This window comes from Actinomadura sp. 3N407, assembly GCF_052245875.1.
Lineage (GTDB): Bacteria > Actinomycetota > Actinomycetes > Streptosporangiales > Streptosporangiaceae > Spirillospora.
Genome location: NZ_JBQQBP010000002.1, coordinates 721,581 through 739,778 on the forward strand (window position 1 = coordinate 721,581; position 18,198 = coordinate 739,778).

Sequence of the window (18,198 nt, forward strand, 5' to 3'; positions counted from 1 at the left end):
CCTGGCGTCGCTCCGCGGGGTGAGGGGGACGGGTGTGACCCGTCCCACATGCGTGAGGAGTGCTCGTGCGCGTCTACCTTGCCCTGTCGGCCCGCCGGGGCCGGGAACGGCTCTCGCCATTGCCGTTCGAGGCCGCGCGCCGCGCGATCCGCGAGGCGTTCCCCGTCCCGGCCGATGTCGTGTCGTCGGAGTCCTGGACGGTGCCGGGCGAGGGTGCGGCGCTTCTCGGCTGGTCGAACGAGCCGGAGCACGAGCTGCTCCCGAGCGTCCTCACCGGCAGGCCGGGCCGCGTGCTCGGGTACTGCGGCTACCTCACCGACCCGGAGCATGACGAGGACGTCCTGCTCGCCAAGGACGACCTCGGGGACGTCACCGCCGACCTGGGCGGCGTCTTCTCCGTCTTCCGGGCCGGTGACGACGGGGTCATGGCCGCGACGGCGATCGCCCGGGTCTGCCCCGTCTACCACACCGAGACGCGCGGGATCCGGATCGCCGGCAGCCGTGCGCTGCTCGTGCATCTGGTGGCGCGGGCGCTGGAGACGGGGCTGGCGGAGCCGCCCGTCGACATCGCGGTGGAGGCGCTGCACCCGCTCATCCGGCACGGCTTCCTCACCAGCGACGACACTCCGTTCCGCGGGGTGCGGGCCCTGTCGGCCGCCGCCGTGCTGGAGGCCGTGCCGGGCGAGCCGACCGTGATCCGGCGGCTGCCGCTGCCGAGGGCGGACCCGGAGCCCCGGGAGGCGGCGGGCCGCGCGGCGGCGGTGCGTCCGCTGGCGGAGTCGCTGGTGGCGTCGGCGGCGCCGCTGGCCAGGCACCGCGAGGCGGTGACGCTGTCGCTGTCGGGCGGCCGGGACAGCAGGCTGATGGCGGCGGCGCTGTCGGCGGCGGGGGTGCCGTTCGGCGCGTCCACGCACGGTTTCGCCGACGACCCGGACGTGATCCTCGGCGGCCGGGTTGCGGCGGCGCTCGGCATCGGGCACCGGGTGGACCTGGCGGTCCCCGAGCCCGCCCGCGACACGATCGCCGTCCAGCATCCGCTGGCCCGCGCCCATCACCTGGTCCGCATGTGCGAGGGGATGAACTCGGCGTACGAGAGGGTGAACTCCTATCGTCCCTACGACCTCGTGCCCGGGACGTCGGGATCGGGCGGGGAGACGTTCCGCGGCGGGTTCCTCTATGACCAGGACGATGTCAGCGCCGACGGGCTCCTCGGACGGGTCCGGCTGATCTTCCGGGCGGCGGAGCGGATCATGACGCCGGAGGCGAACGCGCTCGCCGCCGCCGAGCACGCCCGCTGGGCCGACCGGGCGGCGCGGGACGGGTTCGACGCGCTGGACAAGCTGTACCTGTTCTACCGGACGGGACGCTGGATCGTCGGGTCGCACAGCGCGACGCTCATGAACTCGCCGTACTACCACCCGTTCTTCGACAACAGGGTGGTCCGGGACGTGCTCGCGCTGGCGCCGTCGTGGCGGCGAAGCGAGGAGCCGTTCTTCCTCCTGCTGGGGGAGCTGGCCCCGGAGCTGGCGCGGATCCCGCCGGAGGGGAAGCGCTGGAGGTTCGACCGGGAGCGGCGTCCGCGGTTCGTGGGCCGCCGGGCGTGGCGGGCGCGTGCGCCGCTCGTCCCGCGGGGGCGGACGGCGTCGTTCAACTGGCGGCTGTCGCACGGCGAGGAGTTCCGCCGGCTGCTGGCCGAGCAGATCATGGACGGGCCGCGGGAGCTGTTCGGGCTCGTGGACCGGCGGGCGATGGACGAGGTGCTGCGCGACATGTCCGGCCGCCGGTGGTCGAAGCAGATCTGGCACGCGTACACGCTCAGCGTGCTGCTGTCGGGGGCGTGGCGTGAACCGGCCCCGAAGCTCCCGCCGGTGGAGATACCGATTCCGGGTTGACCGGATTCCGGGTCGACCGGGTTTCCGGTCGATCAGATGTTGAGGGTCTCGTCGATCGCGCGGAAGGTCGGGCAGGGCCAGCGCGACATGCAGGCGCGGCAGCGGCGGATGGGGCTGCCGGGGTCGCTGGTGATGCCGCCGGCCTCCTGGGGGCGGTGCAGGTCGAGGAGGCGCACACCCAGTTCGGCGAACGTGATGACTTCCTCGCGGGCGCCCGCGAGGAAGGCGAGGTCTTCGCGGGACAGGCGCGCCTTGACTGGGATGAAGCCGCTCGCGTTCACGAGGCGTGACAGGTATTGGGTGGACGTCCGCCACGAACTGGACTTTGCGGAGCGGGTGCGGATCGTCTCCAGGCGTTCCCGCAGCCGAGTCTCTCTAGGGTCGGCCTTGTGTCCATGCCGCTGTTGCACCTGCTCAGCCTCTCCTACTCGGGGTGCCCGCGAGGCGGGAACCGGGAGAACGCCGGACCGGCCGCGAACATCACCAACGGTGAAATCATGACATTACGGTGCGTAGTTCTCAAAGCGTACGGACTGCCCGCGTGGCGACACGCCCGTCCCACAGGGGACTTGGCGAACTGTCTGGCCCGCGGGCCGTTCCCGAGATAGTGTGCCGGACGTGGAGCTAAACGTCTCGACCGCGTCTCAGGAGGGTCACGCCGTCGTCACGGCGATCGGTGAGCTCGACCTGTACACCGCGCCCAGGTTGCAGGCGGCCCTCGCGGGTCTCCTGCGCGACCAGGTCACCCGCATCGTGGTCGATCTGAGCGGTGTCGAGTTCTGCGACTCGACCGGCATGAACGTGCTCCTTGCGGCCATGAAGCGGCTCAAGGAGCAGGGCGGTTCGCTGGAACTCGCCGCCCCCCGCCCGGCCGTGAAGCGGATCCTGCAGGTCACCGGGCTCGACACCGTCTTCACCGTGAGCGACGCGGCACCGGCCATGGACGCGGGCTGAACCGTCCGACCGTCCGGCCGGCCCGTTCGACCGGCGGCCCACCGGGGGTGAAACCCTGGGGGTCGCCGCTTCGGCGTGCCGTCCCTCCCTCCGCCGTGGCGGGGTGAACGGCGCTCGTCACGCGGGTAACGCGTCGGGGTGTTCCCTCCGGCATTCCCCGCCGCGCGCCCGTCCCCGACTACGATCGCGGTTATGCAGGACGTAGCGGTGATCATCCCGGCCAAGGACGAAGCCGACCGCATCGCGGCCACCGTCAAGGCCGCCCAGGAACTTCCCGGCGCCGACCTGGTCGTGGTGGTCGACGACGGCTCGTCCGACGGCACCGGGCGGGTCGCCCGCGACGCCGGGGCCCGGGTCGTCCGGCACAGCCGCAACCGGGGCAAGGGCGCCGCGATGGAGAGCGGCGCCGAGGCCGTCCGGCTGCTGGACGACGGTCGCGACCAGCCGCGCCACCTGCTGTTCCTGGACGCCGACCTCGCCGAGACCGCCCGGGAGGCCGCGCCGCTCACCGAGCCCGTGCGGGCCGGTGACGCCGACATGACGATCGCGGTGTTCACCACGACGGTGAAGCTGGGCGGGCACGGGTTCGTCGTCCGGCTGTCCCGCGAAGGGATCCGCCGCGCCACCGGATGGGAGGCCACCGCCCCCCTCAACGGGCAGCGCTGCCTGACCCGCGCCGCGTTCGACGCCGCGCTGCCGCTGGCCGCCGGGTTCGGCGTGGAGACCGCGCTCACCATCGACCTCCTCCGCAAGGGGTTCCGGGTGAAAGAGGTGGAGGTCCCGCTCGCGCACCGCGCCACCGGGACGGACTGGCACGCCCAGCTGCACCGCGCCCGGCAGTTCCGGGACGTGGCCAGAGCCCTCGCCGTGCGCGAACCGGTCGTGGCCCGCCGCGTGGACCGCCTGCGCGGCAGCCGCCGGTGACCCGTCTCGGGACGGGCGGGCTGTGCGGCATCGGAGCCGCCGTCGCGTGCTTCCTCGTCACCGCGCTGCTGGGCCCGTCCGTCTTCCAGCCCGAACTGGAGGGCGCACCGGGTGAGCCGCCCTACTCGCTGACCGCCCACCCGTCGCCGTACCTGGTGATCGGGCTCGTCGTCGTGGGCGTCGTCGCGGGCGCCGTGGGGCTCGGGCTGTGCTTCGCCGCCGTCCGGAAGGGCTGGCGCGTCCGGGCGCTGCCGCTGCTGATGGCGGGGCTGCTGGCGGCGGTCGCGTTCATGATGATGCCGCCGGTCGGGTCGACCGACCATCTGAACTACGCCTCCTACGGGCGGATGGCGGCGACGGGCCATGACCCGTACGCCACCAGCGCCGCCGACCTGCCGCAGGACCCCGTCGCGGGGGCGCCGGAGGAATGGCGCACGACACCGTCGGTGTACGGGCCGATCGCCACGGGGGAGCAGGCGCTCGCCGCGTGGATCGGCGGCGGGTCAGTGCGGCTGACCGTGTTCGTCCTGTCGGTGTTCAACGTGCTCGCGTTCGCGGTGACGGCGCTGATCCTGTACCGGACGGCCGGGAGCGAGGAGCGGCGGCTCCGCACGACGCTGCTTTGGACGTGCAATCCGCTGGTGCTGTTCCATCTGATCTCCGGCGCGCACAACGACGTCCTCGCGATCGCGCCGATGGTCGCGGCGCTCGCCGTCCTCGGCGGCCGGGCACGCCGACGGGCCCGCGGCGGCTGGCTGCGCTCGCTCGCCGCGGGCGCCCTCGCCGGGGCCGGCACGGCGGTCAAGCTGCCCGTCGCGCTCGTCGCCGGCGGGCCCGCCTGGGCGCTGCTCCGCGAGACGTGGACACAGCGCGGATGGCGGCCGGCCTGCCACCTGGCCGCGCTGGCCGGCGGCGCCGGAGCCGTCACGGCGATCTCCTACCTGCTCGCCGGGCCGCACGCGCTCGACCAGGTCCGGGACGCGAGCGACATGGTCTCGTTCGCCACCCCCTGGCATCTGCTGGACGAGTCGCTCGGGCGAGGCTCGCAGCGCGACATCATCAAGGCGGGCGCGCTGCTACTCGGGCTCGTGCTGTTCGTCCTGCTCGCCCGCACGCTGCCGAAGGACCCGCTGCCCAAGGACGCGCCGCCCGAAGACGCGGTCGCGCCGGACGGGGAGAACCGCCGTATCGCGGCGGCGTTCGTCCTCGCCTGGCTCCTCGCAGCCCCCTACGCGCTGCCCTGGTACGACGGGTTCGGCTGGGCGCTGCTGGCCCTGCTCCCCTGGACGCGCGTCGACTGGATCCTGCTCGCCCACACCGCTGCGCTCAGCCTCGCCTACCTCCCGGCCCGCGCCCCCGCGCGGATCATGCTGCCGGACGACCTGTCGTGGCTGTTCACCGTCGTTCGGCCGACGGTGATTCCGTGGACCCTTGTCGCGGTTCTGACGATTCTGGTGGTGCAGAGTCTGCGTTTCTCAGGTCGATCTCCAGCGACCGGACGCCCGCGGCGAGCATCAGCGGAGTCGACAGGCTGAACGCGACCGACAGGATCACCACGCCCGAGTCGTTCACCAGCATGCCGACGACGCCGACCGACAACGCGCAGATCAGCCCGGGGCGCATCGTCAGGCTGTGCTCGTAGGCGCGCTGCAGCAGCGACACCCGCCACCGCGTCGGGCGCGCCAGCACGAAGAACAGGAACACCACCGCCGCCGCGACCGCGAGCGTGTACGGCCAGTACCCGAGGCTGTTCACCATGGCGTCGAACTTGCGGGTGACGATGCCCCAGGCCTCGCCGTCCATGAGGTCCTGCCAGAACCGGCCGAGGTGCGTCGGGTTGGTGGCCCTCGAGTTCAGGTAGGAGATGAACAGCACCAGCGCCACGCCGGCCAGGCCGAACGACGCGAGCTTGAGCGCCGAGACGCGCCGCCCCGTCACCATGAGGCCGAGCATCGCGAACGCCGGCACCATCGCCAGCACGCCGCCGAAGTCGCTGCCCCACGCCGGGAGCCCGTCGACCGCGACGGCGAACGCCCCGATCACCACGACGATCCCGAGCGCGAGCCTCTTGCGTCCGGCGCGCAGCGGGTACTCCGCCAGCCACGCCGCCGTCAGGATCGAGGCGACGGCGAACAGCGAGAACGCCTGGTTGCCGAACCCGTAGAAGCGTCCGGCGACGAGCGCGGTGTACCCCATCAGCGTGTTGAGCTGGAGGTTCGACCCGGTCATGACGTCCAGCGCGAGGACGCCGGCGGTGATCCCGGTGATCACCAGGCCGGGCGCGAACGAGGACCGGCGCCACGGGCCGGCGAGCGCCAGGCCGGTCAGCAGCCCGGCGAAGCCGAGCACGGTACAGATCAGCACGGGGGTCGGATGCGCGGCCCGCCACCACGGCAGCAGCCCGGCGAGGAACGACGCGCCCGGCGCCGCTCCCCCGAGCAGCGCTATCACGCGGGTGCCGCCGAGTATCCGCGCCCGTGACCCGCGGTCGCCGCCGAGCCGCCGCAGCACGAGCGCCGCGATCCCGTACAGGACGAGCTGCGTCGCGAACAGCACCCAGTAGAACGACGTCTGGACCGTCCGGATGCCCTGTGCCGCGACGTCGGAGTCCTCAAGCGACTCCACGCGTTCGGTCGTGCTGGTGTCATCCGACGGCTGCGGCTGCCACACCGACCCGACGGCCTGCTTCGGCTGCGGCAGCCCGAGGACCTTCATCGTCGTCGCGGTGAGGTCGGTGAGCGTGACCAGGCCGTCCTGCCGGGTGGCGGTGGACGTCATGTACCCGGGGCCGTAGGTCAGGTCCTCGCCGGCTTCGCCCTTGGCGATGGCGACGCGCAGGTGCGGGTCGATCCCGACGTCGGACAGCCCGGCCAGCAGCACCGTCGTCCCTGCGGGGATGCGGTTCACGACCTGCGCGACCCGATGGTCCGCGGCGGCCGCGGCGGCGGCGCGCACGCGGTCCGACAGCGGAATCTGCTCGCCGTCCGGGTCGACCCCCGCGTCGATGTAGGCGCGGAACAGTTCGTCGACGTCGACGGCGGTGAGGGGGCAGCGCGCCCAGTCGGCGGCGGTCGCCTTGTCGGGGGACGGGACGTAGTGGTCGACCCGCCCGCCGCCGTTGCCGGCCCCGAACACCGCGCCGGGCCCGACCGCCGTCGTGCAGCCGCCCGCCGCCTTCACCGCGTCACCGAGCAGGCCGATCTGGGCGTGGTAGTTGGTGTCGGCGTTGTCGCTCTTGATCGCCGGCCAGCCGGGGGCGATGGCGCCGCCCTCGGGCGGCGGGCCCGTGGGGGAGTCCTGCCCGGACAGGATCGGGGCGGCCGGGAGCGCGCAGTCACCGTGCGGCAGCCGGGACCGCTGACCGGCCGACAGCGTCAGCCAGGCGTCCGTCGGGCACGTGTTGACCCGTGTCGTGCGGACGGACAGGCTCGCGGCGGAGCCCTGCGCGGTCAGGTCCCACAGCGCGGGCGTGTTCTCCCGGTCGACGTCGCTCCACAGCAGCCCCGGAACCCCGATGATCACGACCCGGCCGTTGATGGCCGACGCGCCCTGCGGGGCCACCGCCTGAGCGGACGCGGTCTCGCCGTGGGCCGGGGACAGCCCGGAAAACCCCATCAGCGCTGCGACGAGGGTCGCGAGGAACATGGCGATCTTTGCTCCCCGCGAAGTCATGGCGCTCAGGTTACAAGAGCCATACCGTTCCGGAGGGGCCATATCCTGCGGGCTGTGGACGGTCCCAAAGCGCAGGTTGTCAGCGGAGCCCGTGACGGGGCCGAAGCCCGGCACGGCCCCGCCGGGCGGCGGTGGGCGCGGGCCGATCTGCTGATCCTCATCGCGGGCGTCGCCGTCGCCGTGGCCGCCGTGACGCCGGTCGTCACCCGGTGGCTCGGAAACCCGCCCGACCAGAGGCTCGTCGACCTGGAGGTGTACCGGGACGGCGGACGCGCCATCCTGCGCGGTGCGCCGCTGTACGAGGTGCTCACGCAGCCGCCGCAGTTCCTCCCGTTCACGTATCCGCCGTTCGCCGCCGTCCTGGCCGTCCCGTTCACCCTTCTCCCCTGGCGCGCCGCCCAGCTGGTGTGGACGGGCCTCATCTACGCCGCGCTGGTGGTCACGGTCTGCTACGCGTTCCGCGACCTCATCCACCGGTTCGGACGCTGGGCTCCGCTCGCCGCGGGCGTCCTGGTCGCCGCGATGACGTGGCTGGAACCCGTCCGGGACCAGTTCCGCTTCGGCCAGGTCGGGCTGTTCCTCCTCGCCATGTGCCTGGCCGACTGCTGTGCCCGCACGGCCCGCTGGCCGCGCGGGATGCTCGTCGGCCTCGCCGTCGCGATCAAGCTGGTGCCGGGCGTCTTCCTCATCTGGTTCCTGATCACCGGGCGGCGGGACGCGCTGGGCAACGCGCTGCTCACCGCCGCGGCGGCGACCCTCGGCGGGTTCGCGCTGCTGCCGTCCGACTCGTCCGACTACTGGTTCCGCGTGCTGCTGCAGGGCGGCGACCGGACGGGCGCGGTCGACGGCACCACGAACCAGGCGGTCCACGGGATCGTCGCGCGGATCCTGGACGAGGGACCCGCCCGCACGCTCGTCTGGCTCGCCCTCGCGCTGATCGTCGCGTACTACGGCTTCCTGTGGGCCCGCCGCACGTCCCTGGCCGCCGATCTCCGGGCTGGGGCCGATTCCGCGAGCCTGCTCCTCGCGTCCGTCGCGATCGTCGGGCTGCTCTCCGTCGTACTGTCCCCTGTGGGCTGGATCCACCATCTTGTGTGGATGATCGTTGTTTTTGCGGCTTTGGCCGGTGATGGCCGCGACACGCGAAGATGTCTTTTCGCGTTCGTGCTGTGGCTGCTGTTCCTGTTCCCGATCCCGTGGTGGGCGCGGGCCATGATCGGCCCGGAACACTCCGTGGTCTCGGTTTTCGTGGGCCAATTCCTCCGCGACTCGTTCGGCATCGCCGCCCTCGTCTCGATCCTCGCGCTCGGAACCTGGCTCGTCGGACGGCCCCGACCAGAAGTTGATCACGAGGATTCTTCGCGACGCGAGGTCAGGGTGGGTACGCTCAGCCCGTGATGCTTGTCGCGGTGGCCGTCGCCGGCCTGGTCGCGGGGGTTGCGGGCCTCTCCATCGCGGTGGTCGCCCACAACCGGGTGAACCAGGTCGTCGACGAGTGTGGGGAAATGCTCAGGCGCCAGCTCCAGGTGGCCAGTGGATCGGTGGACGAGCGCGCCATGCGCGACCTCGCCATCGTCCACTACGACGCCCTCAAGGAGATGTCGGGACACCGGTCCTTCTCGCTCGCCCTGATCAACGCGGTCGGGGACGGGGTCGTGGTCAGCTCCATCAACGGACGGACCGAGACGCGGACCTACGCCAAGGCCGTCCAGGGCGGGCATCCCGTCGAGATGCTCTCCCCCGAGGAGAGCCAGGCCCTGCGCGCGGCCAAGCTCGGCAAAGGCCCCGTCGTGTCGATGGACGATCCGCTGGCCGACTTCGGCAACGGCGACCGCACCCCCACCGCGCGCGCCTGAAGCGCCCCGCGCTTGACCCGCGCGGCCGGTCCCTACCGGCCGGGCGGTAAACTCGGCCTTCTCACCTCTGATCGCGCCGAGGCGCATCCCGCTCACCGGCGACACACGCACCAGTGACACACGCACCGGGGGACTCCGTGACCGCAGACCGCAGGCCAGCGCGCTACGCCTACCTGGGGCCGCGGGGCACGTTCACCGAGGCCGCGTTGCTGACCCTCCCGGACGCCGCCGCGGCCGAGCACGTCCCGTACTCGACGGTCCCGGCCGCGCTGGAGGCCCTGCGCCGCGGGGAGGCCGACACGGCCGTCGTGGCCTTGGAGAACTCCGTCGAGGGTTCCGTGCCGACCACGCTGGACGAACTGGCCACCGGTGAGCCCCTCCAGATCGTCGGCGAGATCCACCTGCCGGTCTCGTTCGCGCTGCTCGTCCGCCCCGGTACCGCGATGGCCGACATCAAGACCGTCGCGTCCCACCCGATCGCGCAGCCGCAGTGCCGCCGCTGGCTGCTGGAGAACGTCCCGGACGCCGAATGGCGCGCCGCGACGTCCAACGCCGAGGCCGCCCAGCACGTCGCCGACGGCCACTACGACGCCGCCCTCGCCGGCTCGTTCGCCGCGTCCCGCTACGGCCTGTCCGTCCTCGCCGAGGACATCCACGACGTCGCCGACGCCGTCACCCGCTTCGTCGTCCTGCACCGTCCGTGCACGCCGCCCGTCCCGACCGGCATGGACAAGACGACCGTCGTCGCGTTCATCGGCGAGGACCACCCGGGCGCACTGCTGGAGATCCTCACCGAGTTCTCCGTCCGCGGCATCAACCTCACCCTGATCCAGTCGCGCCCCACCGGGGCCGGTCTCGGCTCCTACCTGTTCTGGATGGACTTCGAGGGCCACGTCGCGGACGCCCGCGTCGGTGAGGCCCTGATGGGCCTGCGCCGCGTCTGCTCCGACCTCCGCTTCGTCGGCTCCTACCCCCGCGCCGACCAGATCCGCCCCGAGATCCGCCGCGGCACCCATGACGACGCCTTCGCCGAAGCCGCCGCCTGGGTGGAGGACATCCGCACGGGCCAGGTCTGAGCCCACCCGGAAATCGATCCGGGCCAGGACGCGTTGTTGTGGGTCGACCGTCCCGAGAGGTGCCCGTCCCATGCGCGTTCAGATCTGGTCCGATGTCATCTGCCCCTGGTGCTACATCGGGAAGCGGCAGTTCGAGCAGGCGCTGGACGGCTTCGAGCACCGTGACCAGGTCGAGGTCGTGTACCGGGCGTTCCAGCTCGACCCGTCGTTCCCCAAGGGCGAGACCATGGACGTCGCCGACATGCTGGCCGGCAAGTACGGCATGCCGCGTGAGCAGGCCGTAGAGATGAACCGGCAGATGGAGGAGCGCGCCGCCGGAGTCGGCCTGGAATACCACCTGGAGGGCGGCCGGGCGGGCAACACCGCCGACGCGCACCGCCTCGTCCACCTCGCGGCGGAACAGGCGCCCCGAACTCACCACGATCGGCGGCGAAGCCGACACCTGCACCGACGACACCTGCGCCGTCCCTCCGCAGTAGCCCGGAACGGGATGATCAAAGTGTGATCATCTGAGCGGGCTTCGGCGGTGAACGGATACTCGATCGCGCGCGTCGACTCCATACCAGTATCAAGTGGAGAGGTCCTCCGTTGCGCCGATCGTTCGCCCTCCTCGCGGTTCTCGCCGCGGTTCTGTCTCTGACCGCCGTCCCGGCGGCCGCGATGCCCCATCTGCGGTACCGGACCGCCGACGGCGCCATGGCACCGCTGGTGGACGCCCGGCTTCACCTGACGCGGTCCGACGGTGGGGCCGCGACGGCGGTCACCAGAGCGGACGGCCGCGCTGAGGGCACCATCGACTTCTTCCGCTCGGCCAACCGGCCGAAGGACTACGTGGACGTGCGCTGACGTAGGCTGCGTGGGTGGCCAAGGACTTCGATCTTTACGAGCGGGAACTGTGGGCCGGGCGCGCCTCCGCGTACGAGCGGGGGTTCGCCCGGCTCACCCGTTACATGGTCGGCCCGCTGCTGGACGCCGCCCGTGTCGCCGGCGGGACGCGGTTCCTCGACGTGGGGACGGGCCCGGGATTCGTGTCCCAGGAGGCGGCCCGCCGCGGCGCCGACGTGTCGGCGATGGACGCCGACCCGGACATGGCCGAGACGGCCCGCCGGAACGTCCCCGGCCTGGACGCGCACGTCGCGATCCTGCCCGACGTGCCGTTCGGGGACGGGGCGTTCGACGCCGTCGCCGGCAACTTCGTCATCAACCACGTCGGTGCGCCGGACCGGGCGCTCGCGGAGCTGCGGCGCGTCCTGCGGCCGGGCGGGCGGCTGGCGCTGAGCTGCTGGGTGATGCCGGGCAGCGGTGCCCTCGCGGTCGTCCGGGAGGCGATCGAGGAGGCGGGCGTGCCGTGGCCGGACGACATCCCGGAGCCGCCGTTCATGGAGTACGGCGAGGCGGTGGAGTTCCGGCGGCTGGTGAGGGAGGCCGGGTTCACCGACGTGGCCGTCGAAGAGGTGACGTGGGAGCACGTCGCCGACCCCGAGGACTGGTGGGAGACGGGCGCGCTGTCCAGGGTCGGCACGAACGGCGTCATCGTCGGGCGGCAGGACGCGAAGACCGTCGCGCGGATCAAGGAAGCCTACGACGGGATCATCTCCGGCTACGCGGTGGAGGACGGCAAGGTCGCGCTGCCCGCGCACGCGCTGCTGGCGAGCGGCGCCCGCTGAACCGGCGATACTCGCGCGCGGACGAGGGGCCGGGCCGGTAGCCTCGGGTCTGTGATTGACCTGCGAGCTCTTCGAGAGGATCCCGAGCGGCTGCGCGCCTCGCAGCGCGCCCGCGGTGAGGATGACGCCGTCGTCGACCGGTTGCTGGACGTGGACGGGAGGCGCCGGTCGGCGCTGACGTCGTTCGAGCAGCTCAGGGCGGAGCAGAAGAGTTTCGGCAAGTCGGTGTCCAAGGCGCGGGGCGACGAGCGGCAGGCGCTGCTGACCCGCGCGAAGGAACTGGCGCAGCAGGTCAAGGAGCGCGAGGCGGAGGCCGACCGGCTCGGCGGGGAACTCGACGCGCTGATGAAGGGCGTCCCGAACCTCATCGAGGACGGCGCCCCACCCGGCGGCGAGCAGGACTACGTCGTCCTGGAGCACGTCGGCGAGCCCGCGGCGTTCGACTTCGAACCCAAGGACCACCTGGAGCTGGGGGAGAGCCTCGGCGCCATCGACATGGAGCGCGGCGCGAAGGTGTCGGGCGCGCGGTTCTACTACCTGACGGGCGTCGGCGCGCGGCTGCAGTACGCGCTGCTCAACCTCGCCATGGAGCAGGCCGTCGCGGCCGGGTTCGTCCCGATGTACCCGCCGGTCCTGGTGAAGCCGGAGGCGATGGAGGGCACCGGGTTCCTCGGCGCGCACGCCGCCGAGGTGTACCAGCTCCCGCAGGACGACCTGTACCTCGTCGGGACGTCGGAGGTGCCGCTCGCCGCGTACCACATGAACGAGATCATCGATGAGCTGCCGCGGCGGTACGTGGCGTGGTCGTCGTGCTTCCGCCGCGAGGCCGGCTCGTACGGCAAGGACACCCGCGGCATCATCCGCGTCCACCAGTTCGACAAGGTGGAGATGTTCTCCTACTGCGACCCGGCCGACTCGCACGCCGAGCATCTGCGGCTGCTGGAGTGGGAGAAGGAGATGCTCGCCAAGGTCGAGATCCCGTACCGGGTGATCGACGTCGCGGCGGGCGACCTCGGGTCCAGCGCGGCGCGCAAGTACGACTGCGAGGCGTGGGTGCCGACGCAGAACACCTACCGCGAGGTCACCTCCACGTCGAACTGCACCGAGTTCCAGGCGCGGCGCCTCGCGGTGCGGCACAAGGACGCCGACGGCAGGAATCAGCCGGTCGCGACCCTGAACGGGACGCTGGCGACCACCCGCTGGATGGTCGCGATCCTGGAGAACCACCAGCGGGCGGACGGGACCGTCCGCGTACCGGAGGCGCTCCAGAAGTTCCTCGGCCTGGAGGTCCTGGAGCCGATCAAGCGTTGACGCCCGGCGGGGAGTGTGTCGGGGGTGTGGCTTATGGTGTGAGCCATATGCCCTGGAAGGTGACATGACCCATTCCCCGCCGCGTGTGATCGCCACTGACCTCGACGGAACGATCGTGCGCTCCGATGGGACGATCTCCGCCCGCACCGTCGCCGCCCTGGCCCGCGTCGAGCGGGCGGGGGCGATGCTCGTCATGGTCACCGGGCGTCCGCCGCGCTGGATGACGGAGATCGCCACCGCCGTCGACCACCACGGCGTTGCGATCTGCGCCAACGGGGCCGTGGTGTACGACCTGCACACCGAGACCGTCCTGGAGGCCAAGGAGATCCCGGCGCCCGTGATCGCCAAGACGGTCGGGCGGCTGCGCTCGGTCGCACCCGAACTGCGGTTCGCGGTGGAGCACCCGGACGGGTTCCTCTTCGAGGACAGCTACGACCTCGGCCGCTGGGACGCGAAGGCCCTCGGCGGCCGTCCCGTGGGCAGCGAGGAACTCGTGACCCACAACGGAACCAAGCTCCTCGCGTTCCATCCCGACGCCGACCCCGACTCGCTCACGGAGAAGGCGGTGAAGGCCGTCGGCGACCTCGTCACCGTCACCCACTCGTCCGGGCGGGGCCTGCTGGAGATGAGCGCGCAGGGCGTCACCAAGGCCAGTGCCCTCGCCGCCCTGTGCACCCAGCACGGCGTCACGTCCGACGGCGTCACCGCCTTCGGCGACATGCCCAACGACCTGCCGATGCTCACCTGGGCCGGTACCTCGTACGGCGTCGCCAACGCGCACCCGCTCGTCCTCGCCGCCGTCACCCACAAGACGTCACGCAACGACGACGACGGCGTGGCCGAAGTCCTCGAACGCCTCTTCCCGTAAAGGCGTCCCCACATGAGAACGGCCGCACCCCCGCGTGGGAGTGCGGCCGTTATCGCGGCGTCCTACAGGTAGGGGCCGGACGAACGCGGCCCCGGCTTGGGCTGCTCTTCCTCGGCGCCGGGCGGGATCATGCCGGCGGGCAGGGCGCGCCGCATCTGCTCAAGCTGGGCGCGCGCCGCCATCTGCTGCGCGAACAGCGTCGTCTGGATGCCGTGGAACAGGCCCTCCAGCCAGCCGACGAGCTGGGCCTGCGCGATCCGCAGCTCCGCCTCGCTCGGCACCGTCCCCTCGGTGAACGGCAGCGACAGCCGCTCCAGCTCCTCGACCAGCTCCGGCGCGAGACCGTCCTCGAGCTCCTTGATGGACGACTTGTGGATCTCCCGGAGCCGCGCGCGGGACGCCTCGTCCAGCGGGGCGGCCTTGACCTCCTCCAGCAGCTGCCGGATCATCCCGCCGATCCGCATGACCTTCGCGGGCTGCTCGACCATCTCGGTCACCGACTTGCCCTCGGACTCGCCCTCACCGCCGCCCTCGAAGGCGATGCCGTTCGGGCCGACCACGAGCACCTGGGGTTCCTGTTCAGACTGGTTCTTCGAAGGCTCGCTCATAATCCTCAATCCTCACACGGTCAGCAGGATCTTGCCGACGTGACCGCTCTGTTCGAGCAGGCGGTGCGCGGCCGCCGCGTCCGCCATCGGGATCCGCCGGTCCACGACCGTCCGGACCCGCCCCGACTCCAGCAGCGGCCACACATTCTCCCGGACACCCGCCACGATCTCCGCCTTCTCCTCCGGCGGGCGGGCCCGCAGCGTCGTCGCGTGCACCAGCGCCCGTTTGCGGAGCAGCCTGCCGATGTCCAGCTCCGCCTTCGCCCCGCCCTGCAGCCCGATCACCATCAGCCTTCCGCCGACGGCCAGCGCGTCGACGTTCCGGGCCAGGTACTTCGCGCCGATCAGGTCCAGGATCACGTCGTAGGGGCCGCTCTCGACGAAGTCCTCCTCGCGGTAGTTCACCGTCACGTCCGCGCCGAGGTCCCGGCAGCGGGCCGCCTTCTCCGCGCTGCCCACCGTCGTCACCACCCGCGCGCCGCGCGCCTTGGCCAGCTGGATCGCCAGCGTCCCGATGCCGCTGCCGCCGCCGTGGACCAGAAGCGTCTCCCCTTCGCGCAGCCCGGCGAGCATGAAGACGTTCGACCACACCGTGCACGCGACCTCCGGGAGTCCGGCCGCCTCGACGACGTCCACCCCGCGCGGCACCGGAAGCACCTGCGAGGCGGGCACCGCGACCCGTTCGGCGTACCCTCCCCCGCTGAGCAGCGCGCACACCTCGTCCCCGGCGTTGAAACCGGTCACGTCCGCGCCCCGCTCCGCGATCCGACCGGACACCTCCAGCCCCGGATAGGGCGGAGCGTCCGCCGGCGGCGGGTAGAAGCCCTGCCGCTGCATGACGTCCGCGCGGTTCACCGCGCTCGCCGCCACGTCGATCAGCACTTCACCCGGTTTCGGCGCCGGATCCGGAACCTGCGTCCACTCCAGGACTTCGGCGTCCCCCGGCTCACGGATAACGATCGCATGCATACCCGTCACGCTACCGGGCTCCGCACCCCCCGCCCCGCCCCAGCCGGAGGGGGCGCCAACGTCGATCTCCACGCGGGATACGTGGTATTGGTGCACAGGTATCCTGCACGGGGACCATTTTGCCCACCTGCTCCGTGTTGATCATCAGAGGCGTGCCCGAGGGGGAAGAACGGTGGCAAGGAACGAGCACGACGGGCGTTCCCTGGAGGAGCGGCTGGCCTCTCTGGACGCGATGAGCGGCGACACGACCGGGGCGCCCGCCGAGGGCGAACAGGAGGCGCAGCAGGCCCCGGCGCAGCAGGAGAACGCACCACCGGACGAGGGCGCCGCCCAGCCCCCGGCGGAGCCCGAGCAGGCCGACCCGAACGCCAACCCCTGGCTCGCCGCGCCCCCCTCGTTCCAGCAGGCCCCCGAGACCGGCTACCCGCCCCAGACCTTCGGGCCGCCGCAGCCTCCGCCCTACGAGGGCGGCCCCCAGCCGCAGCCGTTCGACGGCGGGATGCTGCCGCCGCCGTACGCGGCCGGCGGCTACGACCCGTCCCAGGTCCCCCAGCAGCAGCCTGCGTACCAGCCGCAGCAGTCGCCGTACGACGCCAACGGCAACACCGCCCCGCCCCTCGACCAGCTCCCGCCGTACACCGCCGACCCGAACGCGCCCGGCCAGCAGTACCAGCCGATCGACCCCACCACGGGGCAGCCCTTCCCCCAGGACACCGACGCCTCCGGCCAGCCCTACGTGCCGATCGACCCGAGCACCGGCCGCCCCCTCCCACCCGACGCCGGCGCCCAGCCGTTCCCGCAGGACCCGAACGCCGCCGGAGCCCAGTACCCGCCGCCGGACCCGACCACGGCCCAGCCGTTCCCCCAGGACCCGAATGCCGCTGGGGCCCAGTACCCCCCGGTGGACCCGGGCACCGGCCAGCCGTACATGCAGGATCCGGGTGCGGGCGGTGGGCAGTTCCAGGCGGTCGATCCGGCCACCGGCCAGCCGTACATGCAGGACCCGAACGCGGGCGGGGGTCAGTACCCGCCGGTGGATCCGGGTACCGGGCAGCCGTACATGCAGGATCCGGGTGCGGGCGGTGGGCAGTTCCAGGCGGTCGATCCGGCCACCGGCCAGCCGTACGCGCAGGACCCGAACGCGGGCGGGGGTCAGTACCCGCCGGTCGACCCGGCCACCGGCCAGCCCTACGCGCAGGACCCGAACGCGGGCGGTGGGCAGTTCCAGGCGGTCGATCCGGCCACCGGCCAGCCGTACGCACAGGGGCCGAACGTGGCGGGGCCGCAGTACCCGCCCGTTGACCCCAACACCGGGCAGCCTCTGCCTGGGTACGGCTACCCCGGCGGCCCGCCGCAGGATCAGCAGGGGTATCCGCAGGCGCTCAACCAGATGATGCAGCCCGCGCCGGGCTACCCGCAGCATCCGCAGCAGCATCCGCAGCAGCCGCAGGAACCGCAGAACGCCGACAGCCTCAGCTCCGAGAACCTTCTCGGTGAGCGGCGCATCGCCCCGTCGTCGGGGTGGCGGCGCGCCGTCTACAAGGCGACCGCGGGCGGCATCCACCCGGGTGAGTCGCAGACCGACCTGCGCCGCAAGGACCTGATAGCGCGGGCGCGCACCGTCGTGGCGGGCGGGCACCACCGGGTCGCCGTCATGTCGCTGAAGGGCGGCGTCGGCAAGACGACCACGACGACCGGGCTCGGCTCGATGCTGGGGTCCTTCCGCGGCGACCGCGTCATCGCGGTGGACGCCAACCCGGACCGCGGGACGCTGTCGGACAAGGTGAGGCTGGAGACGGCCGCGACCGTCAGGGACCTGCTCAACAACCGGGACCAGATCCAGCGGTACGCCGACGTGCGCGCGTTCACCTCGCAGAACGAGGCCCGGCTGGAGATCCTCGCGTCCGACCGGGACCCGGCGGTCAGCGAGGCGTTCAGCGCCGAGGACTACGCCGCCGTCGCCGTCGTCCTGGAGCAGTACTACTCGGTCTGCATCACCGACTGCGGCACCGGGCTGCTGCATTCGGCGATGGCGGGCGTGCTGAGCCTCGCCGACCAGCTCGTCCTGGTCAGCTCCCCGTCGGTGGACGGTGCCCGCTCCGCGAGCGCCACTCTGGACTGGCTGGAGGCGCACGACCACGGCCACCTCGTCCGCAACGGCGTGGTCGTGCTGTCGATGGTCCGCAACCGCACCCGCAGCCAGGTCGACCTGGACAAGCTGCAGGCGCACTTCGAGAGCCGCTGCCGCGCCGTCGTCCGCATCCCGTACGACGACCACCTGGAGGAGGGCGCCGAAGTGGAGCTGGAGCAGCTCGCCCCCGCGACCCGCGAGGCGTACCTGACCCTCGCCGCCGTCGTCGGCGACGGCTTCGCCTTCCAGCGTCCCACCGAATCCTGACCG

16 protein-coding genes are annotated in these 18,198 nt (G+C 72.3%); 13 read left to right on the forward strand and 3 right to left on the reverse strand.

Going from position 1 to position 18,198, the window contains the following annotated elements:
* Window positions 1–65 precede the first annotated feature (65 nt).
* Window positions 66–1,892 (forward strand): asparagine synthase-related protein, encoded by a 1,827-nt coding sequence (locus ACTWPP_RS07505; RefSeq protein WP_443103343.1) that lies wholly within the window; start codon window positions 66–68, stop codon window positions 1,890–1,892.
* A gap of 32 nt (window positions 1,893–1,924) precedes the next feature.
* Here ACTWPP_RS07505 and ACTWPP_RS07510 read toward each other — a convergent pair whose 3' ends face one another.
* Entirely contained in the window at window positions 1,925–2,302 is a 378-nt protein-coding gene (locus tag ACTWPP_RS07510) for a hypothetical protein (protein WP_443103344.1), read from the reverse strand.
* A gap of 208 nt (window positions 2,303–2,510) precedes the next feature.
* Between ACTWPP_RS07510 and ACTWPP_RS07515 the strand changes: the two genes are divergently transcribed.
* The 11 genes from ACTWPP_RS07515 to ACTWPP_RS07565 all read left to right on the forward strand — a co-directional run bounded on the left by ACTWPP_RS07515 (window position 2,511) and on the right by ACTWPP_RS07565 (window position 14,220).
* Entirely contained in the window at window positions 2,511–2,846 is a 336-nt protein-coding gene (locus tag ACTWPP_RS07515; protein ID WP_443103345.1) for an STAS domain-containing protein, read from the forward strand.
* A 192-nt stretch (window positions 2,847–3,038) separates the two neighbouring features.
* Window positions 3,039–3,770, forward strand: a complete 732-nt coding sequence (locus ACTWPP_RS07520; RefSeq protein ID WP_443103346.1) for a glycosyltransferase family 2 protein — start codon at window positions 3,039–3,041, stop codon at window positions 3,768–3,770.
* Entirely contained in the window at window positions 3,767–5,305 is a 1,539-nt protein-coding gene (gene mptB / locus ACTWPP_RS07525) for a polyprenol phosphomannose-dependent alpha 1,6 mannosyltransferase MptB (protein WP_443103347.1), read from the forward strand. The genes ACTWPP_RS07520 and mptB overlap by 4 nt, the downstream gene beginning before the upstream one ends.
* Before the next feature lie 2,191 nt (window positions 5,306–7,496).
* Window positions 7,497–8,840 carry a glycosyltransferase 87 family protein gene (locus ACTWPP_RS07530; protein WP_443103348.1) on the forward strand — a complete coding sequence of 448 codons (1,344 nt, stop codon included), beginning with the start codon at window positions 7,497–7,499 and terminating at the stop codon, window positions 8,838–8,840.
* Entirely contained in the window at window positions 8,840–9,298 is a 459-nt protein-coding gene (locus ACTWPP_RS07535) for a DUF4446 family protein (protein ID WP_443103431.1), read from the forward strand. The genes ACTWPP_RS07530 and ACTWPP_RS07535 overlap by 1 nt, the downstream gene beginning before the upstream one ends.
* Before the next feature lie 137 nt (window positions 9,299–9,435).
* Window positions 9,436–10,374 carry a prephenate dehydratase gene (gene pheA, locus ACTWPP_RS07540; protein ID WP_443103349.1) on the forward strand — a complete coding sequence of 313 codons (939 nt, stop codon included), beginning with the start codon at window positions 9,436–9,438 and terminating at the stop codon, window positions 10,372–10,374.
* Between the two features lie 70 nt (window positions 10,375–10,444).
* A complete protein-coding gene (locus ACTWPP_RS07545; protein ID WP_443103350.1) occupies window positions 10,445–10,879 on the forward strand; it encodes a DsbA family oxidoreductase in 435 nt (144 codons plus the stop codon).
* Window positions 10,880–10,962: 83 nt separating this feature from the next.
* Complete coding sequence (locus ACTWPP_RS07550) at window positions 10,963–11,220, forward strand: hypothetical protein (RefSeq protein WP_443103351.1); 258 nt, start codon at window positions 10,963–10,965, stop codon at window positions 11,218–11,220.
* A 14-nt stretch (window positions 11,221–11,234) separates the two neighbouring features.
* The gene (locus ACTWPP_RS07555; RefSeq protein WP_443103352.1) at window positions 11,235–12,041 is read left to right on the forward strand and encodes a class I SAM-dependent methyltransferase; all 807 of its coding nucleotides are present in this window, start codon (window positions 11,235–11,237) and stop codon (window positions 12,039–12,041) included.
* Between the two features lie 51 nt (window positions 12,042–12,092).
* Window positions 12,093–13,352 (forward strand): serine--tRNA ligase, encoded by a 1,260-nt coding sequence (serS, locus tag ACTWPP_RS07560; RefSeq protein ID WP_443103353.1) that lies wholly within the window; start codon window positions 12,093–12,095, stop codon window positions 13,350–13,352.
* A 64-nt stretch (window positions 13,353–13,416) separates the two neighbouring features.
* Window positions 13,417–14,220 (forward strand): Cof-type HAD-IIB family hydrolase, encoded by an 804-nt coding sequence (locus tag ACTWPP_RS07565; protein ID WP_443103354.1) that lies wholly within the window; start codon window positions 13,417–13,419, stop codon window positions 14,218–14,220.
* A gap of 62 nt (window positions 14,221–14,282) precedes the next feature.
* On the opposite strand, the gene ACTWPP_RS07570 is transcribed toward ACTWPP_RS07565, so the two are convergent.
* Both ACTWPP_RS07570 and ACTWPP_RS07575 read right to left on the reverse strand, forming a co-directional pair.
* Complete coding sequence (locus ACTWPP_RS07570; RefSeq protein ID WP_443103355.1) at window positions 14,283–14,828, reverse strand: bacterial proteasome activator family protein; 546 nt, start codon at window positions 14,826–14,828, stop codon at window positions 14,283–14,285.
* A 12-nt stretch (window positions 14,829–14,840) separates the two neighbouring features.
* Window positions 14,841–15,797 carry an NAD(P)H-quinone oxidoreductase gene (locus tag ACTWPP_RS07575; protein ID WP_443103356.1) on the reverse strand — a complete coding sequence of 319 codons (957 nt, stop codon included), beginning with the start codon at window positions 15,795–15,797 and terminating at the stop codon, window positions 14,841–14,843.
* Between the two features lie 172 nt (window positions 15,798–15,969).
* Here ACTWPP_RS07575 and ACTWPP_RS07580 point away from each other — a divergent pair, with 172 nt between their 5' ends.
* Window positions 15,970–18,195 carry a nucleotide-binding protein gene (locus ACTWPP_RS07580; RefSeq protein ID WP_443103357.1) on the forward strand — a complete coding sequence of 742 codons (2,226 nt, stop codon included), beginning with the start codon at window positions 15,970–15,972 and terminating at the stop codon, window positions 18,193–18,195.
* Window positions 18,196–18,198: the final 3 nt, after the last annotated feature.

What these genes read in the sequence shown, in the direction of transcription:
- ACTWPP_RS07535 (WP_443103431.1), top strand. Translation starts at nt 8,840, where the DNA reads ATGCTTGTCGCGGTGGCCGTCGCCGGCCTGGTCGCGGGGGTTGCGGGC.
- ACTWPP_RS07570 (WP_443103355.1), bottom strand. Translation starts at nt 14,828, where the DNA reads ATGAGCGAGCCTTCGAAGAACCAGTCTGAACAGGAACCCCAGGTGCTC.
- ACTWPP_RS07520 (WP_443103346.1), top strand. Translation starts at nt 3,039, where the DNA reads ATGCAGGACGTAGCGGTGATCATCCCGGCCAAGGACGAAGCCGACCGC.
- ACTWPP_RS07545 (WP_443103350.1), top strand. Translation starts at nt 10,445, where the DNA reads ATGCGCGTTCAGATCTGGTCCGATGTCATCTGCCCCTGGTGCTACATC.
- ACTWPP_RS07565 (WP_443103354.1), top strand. Translation starts at nt 13,417, where the DNA reads ATGACCCATTCCCCGCCGCGTGTGATCGCCACTGACCTCGACGGAACG.
- ACTWPP_RS07575 (WP_443103356.1), bottom strand. Translation starts at nt 15,797, where the DNA reads ATGCATGCGATCGTTATCCGTGAGCCGGGGGACGCCGAAGTCCTGGAG.